The sequence below is a fragment of the Rhizobium sp. 42MFCr.1 genome, assembly GCF_000377185.1.
GTDB lineage: Bacteria > Pseudomonadota > Alphaproteobacteria > Rhizobiales > Rhizobiaceae > Rhizobium > Rhizobium altiplani.
Genome location: NZ_KB897880.1, coordinates 1 through 15,404 on the forward strand (window position 1 = coordinate 1; position 15,404 = coordinate 15,404).

Genomic DNA, 15,404 nt, shown 5'->3' on the forward strand with positions numbered 1-15,404 from the left:
CAAATGGCAAAGAGTAAGTTTGAGCGCAACAAGCCGCACGTTAACATCGGCACGATCGGCCACGTTGACCACGGCAAGACGTCTCTGACGGCAGCGATCACGAAGTACTTCGGCGAGTTCAAGGCGTACGACCAGATCGACGCGGCTCCGGAAGAAAAGGCTCGCGGCATCACCATTTCGACGGCACACGTCGAATACGAGACCCCGAACCGCCACTATGCCCACGTTGACTGCCCCGGCCACGCCGACTACGTCAAGAACATGATCACCGGTGCTGCGCAGATGGACGGCGCGATCCTGGTTTGCTCGGCTGCCGACGGCCCGATGCCGCAGACCCGCGAGCACATCCTGCTTGCTCGCCAGGTTGGCGTTCCGGCGATCGTCGTGTTCCTCAACAAGGTCGACCAGGTTGACGACGCCGAGCTTCTCGAACTCGTCGAGCTCGAAGTTCGCGAACTTCTGTCGTCCTACGACTTCCCGGGCGACGACATTCCGGTCATCAAGGGCTCGGCTCTTGCCGCTCTCGAAGACTCCGACAAGAAGATCGGCGAAGACGCGATCCGCGAGCTGATGGCAGCTGTTGACGCCTACATCCCAACGCCTGAGCGTCCGATCGACCAGCCGTTCCTGATGCCGATCGAAGACGTGTTCTCGATCTCCGGCCGTGGTACGGTTGTGACCGGCCGCGTCGAGCGCGGTATCGTCAAGGTTGGCGAAGAAGTCGAAATCGTCGGCATCCGCCCGACCTCGAAGACGACGGTTACCGGCGTTGAAATGTTCCGTAAGCTGCTCGACCAGGGCCAGGCTGGCGACAACATCGGTGCTCTGGTTCGCGGTGTGAACCGTGACGGCGTCGAGCGTGGTCAGATCCTGTGCAAGCCGGGCTCTGTCAAGCCGCACAAGAAGTTCAAGGCTGAAGCCTACATCCTGACGAAGGAAGAAGGCGGCCGTCATACGCCGTTCTTCACCAACTACCGTCCGCAGTTCTACTTCCGCACGACGGACGTCACCGGCATCGTCACCCTGCCGGAAGGCACGGAAATGGTTATGCCTGGCGACAACGTCACTGTAGACGTCGAGCTGATCGTTCCGATCGCGATGGAAGAAAAGCTGCGCTTCGCTATCCGCGAAGGCGGCCGTACCGTCGGCGCCGGCATCGTCGCCTCGATCGTCGAGTAAGCTTCGGTTTATCCGGATCTAAGAAGGGGCTCCGCTGGAAACAGCGGGGCCCCTTTCTGTATCTGTCATTTGAATTAGGCATCACTGTCGGTGACAACGCAAAGCCGGGTAGTGGCCTTGCGCTTGAACGCAAAGCCTTTATCTATCCCTCCGATTTCATAAGGGAGGACATGATGAAAAAGCGCATTCTCTTCACAGGTGGTTCGGGCAAGGCAGGGCGCCATGCGGTGCCGTGGCTCGTCAACGCCGGCTACGAGGTTCACAACGTCGATCTGGTGCCGCTTGATAGCCCCGGCGTGACCAACCTGATTGCCGATATCACCGACAGCGGCCAGATCTTCAACGCGCTTTCGATGCACCGCGACTTTCCCGACCTCGATGCGGGCAGGGGCGTCCAACCCTTCGACGCCGTGGTGCATTTCGCGGCAATCCCGCGCATTCTCATCAAGCCCGACAACGAAACGTTCCGCATCAACACGATGGGCACCTACAATGTCATCGAGGCCGCGGTGAAGCTCGGCATCCGCAAGATCATCGTTGCCTCCAGCGAGACAACCTATGGGGTCTGCTTTGCGGAAGGCCATCGCGACTTCCATCAGTTTCCGCTGGAGGAAGACTATGACGTCAACCCGATGGATTCTTACGGTCTCTCCAAGGTCGTGAACGAGAAGACAGCGCGTGCCTTTGCCGAACGCTCGGGTTTCGACATCTACGCGCTGCGCATCGGCAATGTCATCGAGCCGCATGAGTACGAGAGGTTTCCGACCTATTTCGCCAACCCCGAAATGCGCAAGCGCATCGCCTGGAGCTATATCGACGCCCGCGACCTCGGGCAGATCTGCCACCTCTGCACCGAGAAGGACGGTTTGGGCTTCCAGGTCTTCAACGCCGCGAACGACACCGTCTCGGCCAACACGCCGTCGAAGGAACTCGCCAGGCGATTCTATCCGAATGTGCCGTTCACACGCGAAATCGGCGAATACGAGGGCCTGCTCTCCAACCGCAAGATCCGCGAAGTGCTTGGTTTCAAGGAAGAGCACGACTGGCGCAAATATGTGAAAGTCTGATCGCAGGCGTTTCCGCGACGCGGGATTGGAAAAATAGAAAAACGCACTTGCCAATCCTGCGCCGCCGCCTTAAAGGAGCGCCATGCTTGCAGTTGCGCTTCGCGGCCGGTCCGGTCAAGAAGCTGAATGTAAAGCGTAAAGGGGTATAGCTCAGTTGGTAGAGCGGCGGTCTCCAAAACCGCAGGTCGTGGGTTCGAGCCCCTCTGCCCCTGCCATCTTTCTTGAACGAGTTGCGCGGACATCTCGCAGCAGTTCGGCCGGAAAGGCGACGTATGGCTAAGTTCGTTAAACTTCGGTTTCCCTCTTGTGCAATTGGGAATCGATGTTTATGTAGGGTTCAACAGACACGCGGTGCGTGGGGCTGATATGTTCAGCTTTACGCGCCGTAATTGCGTGGGCAGTCGATGGCATCCAAAACTAATCCGTTTGCGTTTCTACAGCAGGTTCGCTCCGAGACGTTGAAAGTTACCTGGCCGTCGCGCCGCGAGACGATGATCTCCACGGTCATGGTGCTTGTAATGGTGATCTTTGCCGCGCTGTTCTTTTTTGCCGCGGACCAGCTTATTGGCTGGGTTCTGAGCTTTGTGCTCAACGTTGGCAGCTGATCGGGTGGAGATATAACATGGCGGCACGTTGGTATATCGTCCACGCATATTCTAATTTTGAGAAGAAGGTCGCGGAAGACATCGAGAATAAGGCTCGTCAGAAGGGCCTCGAGCACCTGTTCGAAAAGATTCTCGTCCCGACCGAAAAGGTGGTTGAGGTTCGTCGCGGTCGCAAGGTCGACAGCGAGCGAAAGTTCTTCCCGGGCTATGTCATGGTTCGTGCGGATCTGACCGATGAGGCCTACCACCTGATCAAGAATACGCCGAAGGTCACTGGCTTCCTCGGCTCCGACAACAAGCCCGTTCCGATTCCGGATTCCGAAGCCGAGCGCATTCTCGGTCAAGTCCAGGAGGGTGTGGAGCGGCCGAAGGCATCTGTTACCTTCGAGATTGGCGAGCAGGTCCGCGTTTCCGACGGTCCGTTCGCTTCGTTCAATGGCACGGTCCAGGATGTGGACGAAGAGCGTTCGCGCCTGAAGGTGGAAGTGTCGATCTTCGGCCGCGCTACACCGGTCGAACTGGAATACGCTCAGGTCGAAAAGGTCTGATCGTCCGCGGCGCAAGCCGCGAACCGCGTGGAAGGTGAGGGGTCTTAGCCGGGCCCGGGATCCGAACCACGCAACCGCAGCCGCCGGAGCGATCCGGCATCTTGGCCGGGTAACTGGCCATCAATGAAAGGCAGAGAGATATGGCTAAGAAAGTTGCAGGCCAGCTCAAGCTTCAGGTCAAGGCAGGATCGGCAAACCCGTCCCCGCCAATCGGCCCGGCGCTTGGTCAGCGTGGCATTAACATCATGGAATTCTGCAAGGCGTTCAACGCCGCTACGCAGGAAATGGAAAAGGGTATGCCGATCCCGGTCGTCATTACCTATTACCAGGACAAGTCTTTCACCTTCGCGATGAAGCAGCCGCCCGTCAGCTACTTCCTCAAGAAGGAAGCGAAGATCCAGTCCGGTTCGAAGACGCCTGGCAAGGGCGCGACCGCAGGAAAGCTCACCAAGGCTCAGATCAAGTCGATCGCCGAAGCCAAGATGAAGGATCTCAACGCAGCGGATATCGAAGGTGCAATGGCGATGATCGAGGGCTCTGCCCGCGCCATGGGCCTGGAAGTGGTAGGATAAGACCATGGCTGGCAAGCGCACGAAGAAGATCAACGAAGGTGTTGATCCCACGAAGCTCTACGCTCTGACTCTCGCCATTGGCATGGTCAAGGAGCGCGCGGTCGCGAAGTTCGATGAAACCATCGAAGTCGCCATGAACCTCGGCGTTGATCCGCGTCACGCAGACCAGATGGTCCGCGGCGTTGTCAACCTGCCGAACGGCACGGGCCGCGACGTTCGCGTTGCTGTCTTTGCTCGCGGCGCCAAGGCTGACGAAGCCAAGGCTGCTGGCGCAGATGTCGTCGGTGCTGAAGAGCTCGTCGAAATCGTCCAGGGCGGCAAGATCGATTTCGATCGCTGCATCGCGACCCCGGACATGATGCCGCTCGTCGGCCGCCTTGGTAAGGTTCTCGGCCCGCGTGGTATGATGCCGAACCCGAAGGTTGGTACCGTTACGATGGACGTTGCCGGTGCTGTCAAGGCATCCAAGGGCGGCGCTGTCGAGTTCCGCGTCGAAAAGGCTGGTATCGTTCATGCTGGCGTTGGCAAGGCATCCTTCGATGCCAAGGCTCTGGAAGAAAACATCCGTGCCTTCGCTGACGCTGTCATCAAGGCGAAGCCGGCTGGCGCGAAGGGCAACTATGTCAAGCGCGTAGCGATCTCTTCGACCATGGGCCCGGGCGTCAAGATCGACCCGTCGTCTGTTACGGCCGCTTAAGTAAGTTTCGCTGGGCTTCGGCCCGGCTAAAGAATTCCGGCCTCGAAAGGGGCCGGAGTATTCCGGAGAAATCCGGAATCCTGTCCGAGATTGCAGGTGGTTCTCCCTTAATCACTTGGCCTGCATGAGACGGGTAAGACCCGAATTGCATGAAGTTCTGCTTCTAGGAATTTGGTTCGAGCCTTGGATGCCTTGTGCCTTCGGCCTTTCTTTGGCGCGAAGCGCGAGGGGACAGGATCCTCAAGCGTCGCTTGGGATCGCTTCTGATCCCAGGAGGCAAAAGGCAACCCGGTGGGGCCCGTCAAAAAGGTCCTGCCAACTGGAGATAGGCAGTGGAAAGAGCGGAAAAACGCGAATTCGTCACGGAACTGAACGAAGTCTTCAAGGCTTCGGGCTCGGTTGTCGTGGCCCACTATGCTGGTGCTACAGTCGCGCAGATGAACGACTTCCGTTCCAAGATGCGCGCAGCTGGCGGTACCGTCAAAGTCGCGAAGAACCGCCTGGCCAAAATCGCCCTTCAGGGTACGGAAGCGGAAGGGATCTCTGGTCTCTTCACCGGTCAGACGCTCATTGCTTACAGCAATGACCCGATCACCGCTCCGAAAGTCGTCGTGGATTTCGCCAAGACCAACGATAAGATCGTTGTTTTGGGCGGCGCCATGGGAACAACGACGCTCAACGCTGATGCAGTCAAGTCGCTTGCGACCCTGCCGTCGTTGGACGAACTGCGCGCGAAGCTGCTGGGTATGATCCAGACTCCGGCTACCCGCATCGCAGGCGTTGTTGCAGCACCGGCAAGCCAGCTTGCTCGCGTGTTTTCGGCTTACGCCAAGAAGGACGAAGCCGCATAAGGCGGTTTTTTGCTGTTTATAAACAACCGGTTCGAACCGAACAAAAGGAACTGATAACATGGCTGATCTCGCAAAGATCGTAGACGACCTCTCCTCGCTGACCGTTCTGGAAGCTGCAGAACTGTCCAAGCTTCTCGAAGAAAAGTGGGGCGTTTCCGCTGCTGCTCCGGTAGCTGTTGCTGCTGTTGCTGGCGGTGCAGGCGCTGCTGCTGCTGCTGAAGAAGAAAAGACCGAGTTCGACGTCATCCTCACGGATGCCGGCGCTAACAAGATCAACGTCATCAAGGAAGTTCGTGGCATCACCGGCCTCGGCCTCAAGGAAGCCAAGGACCTCGTCGAAGGCGCTCCGAAGGCTGTCAAGGAAGCCGTTTCCAAGGCTGAAGCTGCCGACATCAAGAAGAAGCTTGAAGACGCCGGCGCTAAGGTCGACGTTAAGTAATCTTGAACTACATCTGGGGGGTGGGATTTCCCGCCTCCCATTTGTCGTTTCGTTGAACGAATTACCCAAAAGCCGCGTGAAAACGGCTTTTGGGTAATGGGTTCTTCAAGAGGATGGTCTCGAACCGAGACGCGAAGGCAATCCGGCCTCGCATTTCGGGAAGTGAGACGAGATTGAACTACTCATGATTGACGGGGTCGACTGGCCATCGGTTCCCGTCCGTTGCAGGCCCGGATGCAATTTTGAAGGAGCGACGATGGCTCAGACCCTTTCGTTCAATGGTCGTAGGCGCGTACGCAAGTTTTTCGGTAAGATCCCCGAAGTCACAGAAATGCCGAACCTCATCGAGGTTCAAAAGGCATCGTATGATCAATTCCTGATGGTTGAAGAGCCCAAGGGCGGTCGCCCTGACGAAGGCCTTCAGGCTGTCTTCAAGTCCGTTTTCCCGATCACGGATTTCTCCGGCGCTTCCATGCTGGAATTCGTGTCTTATGAATTCGAACCGCCAAAGTTCGACGTCGATGAATGCCGTCAGCGCGACCTGACCTACGCCGCGCCGCTGAAGGTCACTCTCCGTCTGATCGTGTTCGATATCGACGAAGATACGGGTGCGAAGTCCATCAAGGACATCAAGGAGCAGTCGGTCTACATGGGCGACATGCCGCTCATGACCAACAACGGTACGTTCATCGTCAACGGCACCGAGCGCGTTATCGTGTCCCAGATGCACCGTTCGCCGGGCGTCTTCTTCGATCACGACAAGGGCAAGAGCCATTCTTCCGGCAAGCTGCTTTTCGCTGCCCGCGTGATCCCGTACCGCGGTTCCTGGCTCGACATCGAGTTCGACGCCAAGGACATCGTCTATGCCCGTATCGATCGTCGCCGCAAGATCCCCGTGACCTCGCTGCTTATGGCGCTCGGCATGGACGGCGAAGAGATCCTGTCGACCTTCTACACGAAGTCCGACTATCAGCGCGACGGCAAGGGCTGGCGCATTCCGTTTACGCCGGAGACCCTCAAGGGTGCCAAGGCAATCACCGAAATGGTTGACGCCGACACCGGTGAAGTCGTTGTCGAAGCCGGCAAAAAGCTGACTCCGCGTCTGCTCCGTCAGCTCGCTGACAAGGGCCTCAAGGCTTTGAAGGCGACCGACGAAGATCTGTACGGCAACTACCTCGCCGAAGACATCGTCAACTACTCGACAGGTGAAATCTACCTCGAGGCCGGCGACGAGATCGATGAGAAGACCCTTCCGATCATTCTCCAGAACGGTTTCGACGAGATCCCGGTTCTCGGCATCGACCACATCAACGTCGGCGCCTATATCCGCAACACGCTGACGGCGGACAAGAACGAGAACCGCCAGGACGCTCTGTTCGACATCTACCGCGTCATGCGTCCGGGTGAACCGCCGACAATGGACTCGGCTGAAGCCATGTTCAACTCGCTGTTCTTCGATGCGGAGCGCTACGACCTCTCCGCCGTTGGCCGCGTCAAGATGAACATGCGCCTCGACCTCGACGTCGAAGACACCGTCCGCATCCTGCGCAAGGACGACATCCTGGCCGTGGTCAAGATGTTGGTCGAACTGCGCGACGGCAAGGGCGAAATCGACGACATCGACAACCTAGGCAACCGTCGTGTTCGCTCTGTCGGCGAATTGATGGAAAACCAGTACCGTCTCGGCCTGCTCCGTATGGAGCGCGCGATCAAGGAACGTATGTCCTCGATCGAAATCGACACGGTCATGCCGCAGGACCTGATCAACGCGAAGCCGGCAGCTGCTGCCGTTCGCGAATTCTTCGGTTCCTCGCAGCTGTCGCAGTTCATGGACCAAGTGAACCCGCTTTCGGAAATCACCCACAAGCGTCGTCTATCGGCTCTTGGCCCGGGTGGTCTGACGCGCGAGCGCGCAGGCTTTGAAGTCCGCGACGTTCATCCGACCCACTACGGCCGCATTTGCCCGATCGAAACGCCGGAAGGCCCGAACATCGGTCTGATCAACTCGCTTGCGACCTTCGCCCGCGTCAACAAGTATGGCTTCATCGAAAGCCCATACCGCCGCATCGTTGATGGCAAGGTGACGAACGACGTTCTTTACCTCTCCGCCATGGAAGAAGCGAAGTACTACGTTGCACAGGCAAACGCCGAGCTTGGCGCCGATGGTTCCTTCACCGACGAATTCGTCGTCTGCCGTCATGCTGGCGAAGTTATGCTCGCTCCGCGCGACAGCATGAACCTGATGGACGTTTCGCCGAAGCAGGTTGTTTCGGTCGCAGCGGCTCTCATCCCGTTCCTGGAAAACGACGACGCCAACCGCGCTCTCATGGGCTCGAACATGCAGCGTCAGGCCGTTCCGCTGCTGCGTGCTGAAGCTCCGTTCGTCGGCACCGGCATGGAGCCGGTCGTCGCTCGCGACTCCGGTGCTGCTATCGGCGCCCGTCGCGGCGGCGTGGTCGACCAGGTCGACGCGACGCGTATCGTTATCCGTGCGACGGAAGACCTCGAAGCTGGCAAGTCCGGTGTCGATATCTACCGCCTGCAGAAGTTCCAGCGTTCGAACCAGAACACCTGCGTCAACCAGCGTCCGCTGGTCACCGTGGGTGACGTTGTCAACCGCGGCGACATCCTCGCCGACGGTCCGTCGACGGACCTGGGCGACCTTGCTCTCGGCCGTAACGCGCTCGTCGCGTTCATGCCGTGGAACGGTTACAACTACGAAGACTCGATCCTAATGTCCGAGCGGATCGTTGCTGACGACGTGTTCACCTCCATCCACATCGAAGAATTCGAAGTGATGGCACGTGACACCAAGCTTGGTCCGGAAGAAATCACGCGCGACATTCCGAACGTCTCGGAAGAAGCGCTGAAGAACCTGGACGAAGCCGGCATCGTCTATATCGGCGCCGAAGTTCAGCCCGGTGACATTCTCGTCGGCAAGATCACGCCGAAGGGTGAGAGCCCGATGACGCCGGAAGAAAAGCTTCTGCGCGCCATCTTCGGTGAAAAGGCTTCCGACGTTCGCGATACGTCCATGCGTATGCCGCCCGGCACCTACGGGACGATCGTCGAAGTGCGCGTCTTCAACCGCCACGGCGTTGAAAAGGACGAGCGCGCGATGGCGATCGAGCGCGAAGAGATCGAGCGTCTTGCAAAGGACCGCGACGACGAGCAGGCGATCCTCGATCGTAACGTCTACGGCCGTCTGGTCGACATGCTACGCGGCCAGGTCGCAATCGCCGGCCCGAAGGGCTTCAAAAAGGGCACCGAGCTTTCGAACGCCGTCGTCTCGGAATATCCTCGCTCGCAGTGGTGGATGTTCGCTGTCGAGGACGAGAAGGTCCAGGGCGAACTCGAAGCTCTCCGCGGCCAGTACGACGAATCCAAGTCGCGCCTCGAACAGCGCTTCATGGACAAGGTCGAGAAGGTTCAGCGCGGCGACGAAATGCCTCCCGGCGTCATGAAGATGGTCAAGGTCTTCGTTGCTGTTAAGCGCAAGATCCAGCCGGGCGACAAGATGGCCGGCCGTCACGGCAACAAGGGCGTCGTCTCGCGCATTGTGCCTGTCGAGGACATGCCGTTCCTCGAAGACGGTACGCATGTCGACATCTGCTTGAACCCGCTTGGCGTGCCTTCGCGCATGAACGTCGGGCAGATCCTCGAAACCCACCTTGCCTGGGCTTGCGCCGGCATGGGTAAGAAGATCGGCGAACTGCTCGACGAATACCGCAAGACGATGGACATCACCGACCTGAAGACGGAACTGACGGAAGTCTACGCGTCGCAGGCCAAGGACGAAGTCGCCAACTTTGACGATGCATCGCTCGTCAAGCTGGCTGAACAGTCCCGCAGGGGCGTCTCCATCGCAACGCCGGTCTTCGACGGTGCGCATGAGCCTGACGTTGCCTCGATGCTGAAGAAGGCAGGTCTGCACGAGTCCGGTCAGTCGGTTCTGTACGACGGCCGTACCGGCGAGCCCTTCGACCGCAAGGTCACCGTCGGCTACATGTACATGATCAAGCTGAACCACCTGGTCGACGACAAGATCCACGCTCGTTCGATCGGTCCTTACTCGCTCGTTACCCAGCAGCCGCTGGGCGGCAAGGCGCAGTTCGGCGGTCAGCGCTTCGGCGAAATGGAAGTCTGGGCTCTGGAAGCATACGGTGCAGCCTACACGCTGCAGGAAATGCTCACGGTCAAGTCGGACGACGTTGCCGGCCGTACCAAGGTCTACGAAGCCATCGTCCGTGGCGACGATACGTTCGAAGCCGGTATTCCGGAAAGCTTCAACGTTCTCGTCAAGGAAATGCGCTCGCTTGGTCTCTCCGTCGAACTCGAGAATTCGAAGGTCGAGGAGCAGCAGGCCAGCCAGTTGCCGGACGCTGCCGAGTAACCACCGATGGGTGTGCGCTGTAACGCAGCGCACACCGTTCCCGCTCTGGCCCCTTACGTGTCGGCCGGGCAGGGACGATTTCGCCGCATTCTGCGGTTATTGTCGTTTTGAGCGTTGGCGCGGCTCCCGGGATTTGCCGCCGTCCATGCAAGATAAGGGCGCATCCGCCCATGAAGGAGACAGGCATGAACCAAGAGGTCATGAATCTTTTCAATCCGCAGGTGCCTGCACAGAACTTCGATTCCATCCGGATTTCGATTGCTTCTCCGGAGAAGATTCTTTCCTGGTCTTACGGTGAGATCAAGAAGCCGGAAACCATCAACTACCGCACGTTCAAGCCGGAACGCGACGGTCTCTTCTGCGCGCGCATCTTCGGACCGATCAAGGACTACGAGTGCCTTTGCGGTAAGTACAAGCGCATGAAGTACAAGGGCATCATCTGCGAAAAGTGCGGCGTTGAAGTCACGCTGTCGCGCGTTCGCCGTGAGCGCATGGGCCATATCGAGCTCGCCGCTCCCGTTGCCCACATCTGGTTCCTGAAGTCGCTGCCGAGCCGCATTTCTACGCTGCTCGACATGACGCTGAAGGATGTCGAGCGCGTTCTCTACTTCGAACACTACATCGTCACCGAGCCGGGCCTGACCGCGCTCAAGGAGCACCAGCTCCTGACGGAAGAAGAGTACATGCTCGCCGTTGACGAATACGGCGAAGACCAGTTCACGGCCATGATCGGTGCTGAAGCCATCTACGAGATGCTGGCATCGATGAACCTTGAGAAGATCGCTGGCGATCTGCGCTCCGAGCTTGCCGACACCACGTCGGACCTCAAGCAGAAGAAGCTGATGAAGCGCTTGAAGATCGTCGAGAACTTCATGGAATCCGGCAACCGCCCGGAATGGATGATCATGAAGGTCGTTCCGGTGATCCCGCCGGATCTGCGTCCGCTCGTTCCGCTCGACGGCGGCCGTTTCGCGACGTCGGACCTGAACGATCTGTACCGCCGCGTCATCAACCGTAACAACCGTCTGAAGCGCCTGATCGAACTGCGCGCTCCGGGCATCATCATCCGCAACGAAAAGCGCATGCTGCAGGAATCTGTGGACGCGCTGTTCGACAACGGCCGCCGTGGCCGCGTCATCACCGGCGCCAATAAGCGTCCGCTGAAGTCGCTGTCCGACATGCTCAAGGGCAAGCAGGGCCGCTTCCGCCAGAACCTGCTCGGCAAGCGCGTCGACTATTCCGGCCGCTCGGTCATCGTGACCGGTCCGGAACTGAAGCTGCACCAGTGCGGTCTTCCGAAGAAGATGGCGCTCGAGCTGTTCAAGCCGTTCATCTATGCCCGCCTCGACGCCAAGGGTTACTCCTCGACCGTCAAGCAGGCCAAGAAGCTGGTTGAAAAGGAAAAGCCTGAGGTTTGGGATATCCTCGACGAGGTCATCCGCGAGCATCCGGTTCTCCTGAACCGCGCACCGACGCTGCACCGCCTGGGAATCCAGGCCTTCGAACCCACGCTGGTCGAAGGCAAGGCCATCCAGCTGCACCCGCTCGTCTGCACGGCATTCAACGCCGACTTCGACGGTGACCAGATGGCTGTTCACGTGCCGCTGTCGCTTGAAGCCCAGCTCGAAGCCCGCGTTCTGATGATGTCGACGAACAACATCCTGCACCCTGCAAACGGTGCACCGATCATCGTTCCGTCGCAGGACATGGTTCTCGGCCTGTACTACCTCTCGATCATGAACCAGAACGAGCCGGGCGAAGGCATGGCCTTCTCCGACCTCGGCGAGCTGCATCACGCGCTCGAAAACAAGGTCGTGACGCTGCACACCAAGATCCGCGGCCGCTTCAAGTCGGTCGACGAGGACGGCAAGCCGTACTCGAAGATCTATGAAACGACTCCGGGCCGCTTGCTCATCGGCGAACTCCTGCCGAAGAACGGCAAGGTGACCTTCGACGTCTGCAACCAGGAAATGACCAAGAAGAACATCTCCAAGATGATCGACGCGGTCTACCGCCATTGCGGCCAGAAGGACACGGTCATTTTCTGCGACCGCATCATGCAGCTCGGCTTCACCCATGCCTGCCGCGCCGGCATTTCGTTCGGCAAGGACGACATGGTCATTCCGGAAACCAAGGCGAAGATCGTTGCCGACACCGAAAACCTGGTGAAGGAATACGAGCAGCAGTACAATGACGGTCTGATCACGCAGGGCGAAAAGTACAACAAGGTTGTCGACGCCTGGGGCAAGGCCACCGAAAAGGTTGCCGAAGACATGATGGCCCGCATTAAGGCCGTCGAATTCGATCCGAACACCGGTCGTCAGAAGCCAATGAACGCCATCTATATGATGTCCCACTCGGGCGCTCGTGGTTCTCCGAACCAGATGCGTCAGCTGGGCGGCATGCGCGGCCTCATGGCCAAGCCGTCGGGCGAAATCATCGAAACGCCGATCACGTCGAACTTCAAGGAAGGCCTGACCGTCAACGAGTACTTCAACTCGACGCACGGCGCCCGTAAGGGTCTGGCAGACACTGCCTTGAAGACCGCGAACTCCGGTTACCTGACCCGTCGTCTCGTCGACGTCGCCCAGGATTGCATCGTCAACTCGGTCGATTGCGGCACCGACAAGGGCCTGACCATGACCGCCATCGTTGATGCCGGTCAGGTCGTTGCGTCGCTCGGTGCCCGTATCCTCGGCCGTACCGCCCTTGATGATATCGATCATCCGGTCACTGGCGAGCGTATCGTCGATGCCGGCAAGATGATCCTCGAGCCCGATGTCATCGAGATCGAGAAGGCTGGTATCCAGTCGATCCGTATCCGTTCGGCACTGACCTGCGAAATCCAGACGGGCGTCTGCTCGGTCTGCTACGGTCGTGACCTTGCACGCGGTACCCCGGTCAACATGGGTGAAGCAGTCGGTGTTATCGCTGCTCAGTCGATCGGCGAGCCGGGCACGCAGCTCACCATGCGTACGTTCCACCTTGGTGGCACGGCAACCGTGGTTGACCAGTCGTTCCTGGAAGCCTCGTACGAAGGTACGGTTCAGATCAAGAACCGCAACCTGCTGCGCAACTCGGATGGCAACCTCGTTGCCATGGGCCGTAATATGACCGTCCAGATCCTGGACGAGCGTGGTGTCGAGCGCTCCTCGCAGCGCGTCGCCTATGGTTCGAAGCTGCATGTCGACGATGGCGACAAGGTCAAGCGCGGTCAGCGTCTGGCAGAGTGGGACCCCTACACCCGTCCGATGATGACGGAAGTGGCCGGTACCGTTCAGTTCGAAGACGTCGTCGACGGTCTCTCGGTTCTCGAAGCGACCGACGAATCCACTGGCATCACAAAGCGTCAGGTTATCGACTGGCGTTCGACCCCGCGTGGTTCGGACCTCAAGCCGGCAATCGTCATCAAGGATGCCAGCGGCAATGTCATGAAGCTGTCCCGTGGTGGTGACGCCCGCTTCCTGCTCTCGGTCGACGCGATCCTGTCGGTCGAGCCGGGTCAGAAGGTGTCTCAGGGTGACGTGCTTGCACGTTCGCCGCTCGAAAGCGCCAAGACCAAGGACATCACCGGCGGTCTGCCGCGCGTTGCCGAACTGTTCGAAGCTCGTCGTCCAAAGGACCACGCCATCATCGCTGAGATCGATGGTACGATCCGCCTCGGCCGCGACTACAAGAATAAGCGTCGCGTCATCATCGAGCCGGCGGAAGACGGTGTCGAGCCTGTCGAATACCTGATCCCGAAGGGCAAGCCCTTCCACCTTCAGGAAGGCGACTACATCGAGAAGGGTGACTACATCCTCGACGGTAACCCGGCTCCGCACGACATCCTGGCGATCAAGGGCGTCGAAGCACTCGCTTCGTACCTGGTCAACGAAATCCAGGAAGTCTATCGCTTGCAGGGCGTTGTCATCAACGACAAGCACATCGAAGTGATTGTCCGTCAGATGCTGCAGAAGGTGGAAATCACCGATGCAGGCGACTCGACTTACATCGTCGGCGACAACGTCGACCGTATCGAGCTCGAAGACGTCAACGATGCGCTGATCGAACAGGGCAAGAAGCCTGCTTATGGCGATCCGGTTCTGCTGGGTATCACCAAGGCGTCGCTGCAGACCCCGTCGTTCATCTCCGCCGCGTCCTTCCAGGAAACGACGAAGGTGCTGACGGAAGCTGCAATCGCCGGCAAGACCGACGGTCTGCAGGGTCTGAAGGAAAACGTCATCGTCGGTCGTCTGATCCCCGCCGGTACCGGTGGCACGATGACCCAGATCCGTCGCATCGCGACCTCGCGCGACGAGTTGATCCTCGAGGAACGCCGCAAGGGCACGGGCGCCGATGTCGCCACGCCGATGCTGCAGGATCTCGCAGGCGAGAGCGCACCGGCTGCCGAATAATCGGCAGCTTGGTCTTAAGAATTGAGAAGCCGCCCGGAGCGATCCGGGCGGCTTTTTGTTGTGCGCCCAGCATGGGCGCATTCTTGTGGGTGGAAGTCCCACCGTAAGCTGGTCACATCGAGCGAAGTGAAGCGCACCTGCGGCGGGGTGACCAACCGTGGGGAGGAAGCGTGGATCGAACCTGCGGGCCGATGGACAAGAACCGGATATGAGGCGATGCCGACCAGGGTGAGCGGGCAACAAACCGCGAAGCTCTTGTGACCAATGGGCGGTGGCGTAAATCCGGAAGCCCGCCGGAGCTCCGGTCGCGACGAAGCCGAGCCCCCGCCGCGGATCGGGAACGACACGGGCGCAGGGCTGCTTGAGGTGGCCCTGCGGCGAGAGAACCTTCTGCTGGCGTGGAAGCAGGTGCGGGCCAACAAAGGCGCGGCGGGCGCGGACGGTCTGGACATTGACCAGACGGCCGCAATGCTACGCATCTCTTGGCCTGCCATCCGCGACAGCCTGCGGGAGGGGACGTACCGGCCACAGCCGGTGCGTCGGGTGATGATCCCGAAGCCAGGGGGCGGCGAGCGCGAGCTTGGCATCCCCACGGTGCTGGACCGCCTGATCCAACAGGCGCTCCTGCAAGTCCTCCAGCCTATTCTTGATCCGAC

General features: G+C 59.3%; 10 protein-coding genes, 1 tRNA gene and 1 pseudogene. All 12 read left to right on the forward strand.

Annotated features, from left to right (window positions below; all coding sequences use genetic code 11):
- Positions 1-3: 3 nt before the first annotated feature.
- Positions 4-1,179, forward strand: a complete 1,176-nt coding sequence (tuf, locus tag C934_RS0130470; protein WP_018857113.1) for an elongation factor Tu — start codon at positions 4-6, stop codon at positions 1,177-1,179.
- A 173-nt stretch (positions 1,180-1,352) separates the two neighbouring features.
- Positions 1,353-2,246 (forward strand): NAD-dependent epimerase/dehydratase family protein, encoded by an 894-nt coding sequence (locus tag C934_RS0130475; protein WP_018860298.1) that lies wholly within the window; start codon positions 1,353-1,355, stop codon positions 2,244-2,246.
- Between the two features lie 139 nt (positions 2,247-2,385).
- A tRNA-Trp gene (locus C934_RS0130480) sits at positions 2,386-2,461 on the forward strand.
- 189 nt (positions 2,462-2,650) lie between these two features.
- Positions 2,651-2,851: a preprotein translocase subunit SecE gene (secE, locus tag C934_RS0130485; RefSeq protein ID WP_018860299.1), complete on the forward strand. Its 201-nt coding sequence runs from the start codon at positions 2,651-2,653 to the stop codon at positions 2,849-2,851.
- Positions 2,852-2,868: 17 nt separating this feature from the next.
- Complete coding sequence (nusG, locus tag C934_RS0130490) at positions 2,869-3,399, forward strand: transcription termination/antitermination protein NusG (protein WP_018860300.1); 531 nt, start codon at positions 2,869-2,871, stop codon at positions 3,397-3,399.
- 140 nt (positions 3,400-3,539) lie between these two features.
- Positions 3,540-3,971 carry a 50S ribosomal protein L11 gene (rplK, locus tag C934_RS0130495; RefSeq protein ID WP_007531592.1) on the forward strand — a complete coding sequence of 144 codons (432 nt, stop codon included), beginning with the start codon at positions 3,540-3,542 and terminating at the stop codon, positions 3,969-3,971.
- Between the two features lie 4 nt (positions 3,972-3,975).
- On the forward strand, positions 3,976-4,668 hold the full coding sequence (gene rplA / locus C934_RS0130500; RefSeq protein ID WP_018860301.1) for a 50S ribosomal protein L1: 693 nt from the start codon (positions 3,976-3,978) through the stop codon (positions 4,666-4,668).
- A gap of 332 nt (positions 4,669-5,000) precedes the next feature.
- Complete coding sequence (gene rplJ / locus C934_RS0130505; protein WP_016553543.1) at positions 5,001-5,519, forward strand: 50S ribosomal protein L10; 519 nt, start codon at positions 5,001-5,003, stop codon at positions 5,517-5,519.
- Between the two features lie 58 nt (positions 5,520-5,577).
- The gene (rplL, locus tag C934_RS0130510; RefSeq protein WP_018860302.1) at positions 5,578-5,958 is read left to right on the forward strand and encodes a 50S ribosomal protein L7/L12; all 381 of its coding nucleotides are present in this window, start codon (positions 5,578-5,580) and stop codon (positions 5,956-5,958) included.
- 256 nt (positions 5,959-6,214) lie between these two features.
- A complete protein-coding gene (rpoB, locus tag C934_RS0130515) occupies positions 6,215-10,351 on the forward strand; it encodes a DNA-directed RNA polymerase subunit beta (RefSeq protein ID WP_018860303.1) in 4,137 nt (1,378 codons plus the stop codon).
- 185 nt (positions 10,352-10,536) lie between these two features.
- Positions 10,537-14,748, forward strand: coding sequence for a DNA-directed RNA polymerase subunit beta' (gene rpoC / locus C934_RS0130520; RefSeq protein ID WP_018860304.1), 4,212 nt, complete (start codon positions 10,537-10,539; stop codon positions 14,746-14,748).
- Positions 14,749-15,012: 264 nt separating this feature from the next.
- Positions 15,013-15,404: pseudogene (locus tag C934_RS36055) on the forward strand (group II intron reverse transcriptase/maturase); the annotation flags it as partial.

What these genes read in the sequence shown, in the direction of transcription:
- tuf (WP_018857113.1), top strand. Translation starts at nt 4, where the DNA reads ATGGCAAAGAGTAAGTTTGAGCGCAACAAGCCGCACGTTAACATCGGC.
- C934_RS0130475 (WP_018860298.1), top strand. Translation starts at nt 1,353, where the DNA reads ATGAAAAAGCGCATTCTCTTCACAGGTGGTTCGGGCAAGGCAGGGCGC.
- secE (WP_018860299.1), top strand. Translation starts at nt 2,651, where the DNA reads ATGGCATCCAAAACTAATCCGTTTGCGTTTCTACAGCAGGTTCGCTCC.
- nusG (WP_018860300.1), top strand. Translation starts at nt 2,869, where the DNA reads ATGGCGGCACGTTGGTATATCGTCCACGCATATTCTAATTTTGAGAAG.
- rplK (WP_007531592.1), top strand. Translation starts at nt 3,540, where the DNA reads ATGGCTAAGAAAGTTGCAGGCCAGCTCAAGCTTCAGGTCAAGGCAGGA.
- rplA (WP_018860301.1), top strand. Translation starts at nt 3,976, where the DNA reads ATGGCTGGCAAGCGCACGAAGAAGATCAACGAAGGTGTTGATCCCACG.
- rplL (WP_018860302.1), top strand. Translation starts at nt 5,578, where the DNA reads ATGGCTGATCTCGCAAAGATCGTAGACGACCTCTCCTCGCTGACCGTT.
- rpoB (WP_018860303.1), top strand. Translation starts at nt 6,215, where the DNA reads ATGGCTCAGACCCTTTCGTTCAATGGTCGTAGGCGCGTACGCAAGTTT.
- rpoC (WP_018860304.1), top strand. Translation starts at nt 10,537, where the DNA reads ATGAACCAAGAGGTCATGAATCTTTTCAATCCGCAGGTGCCTGCACAG.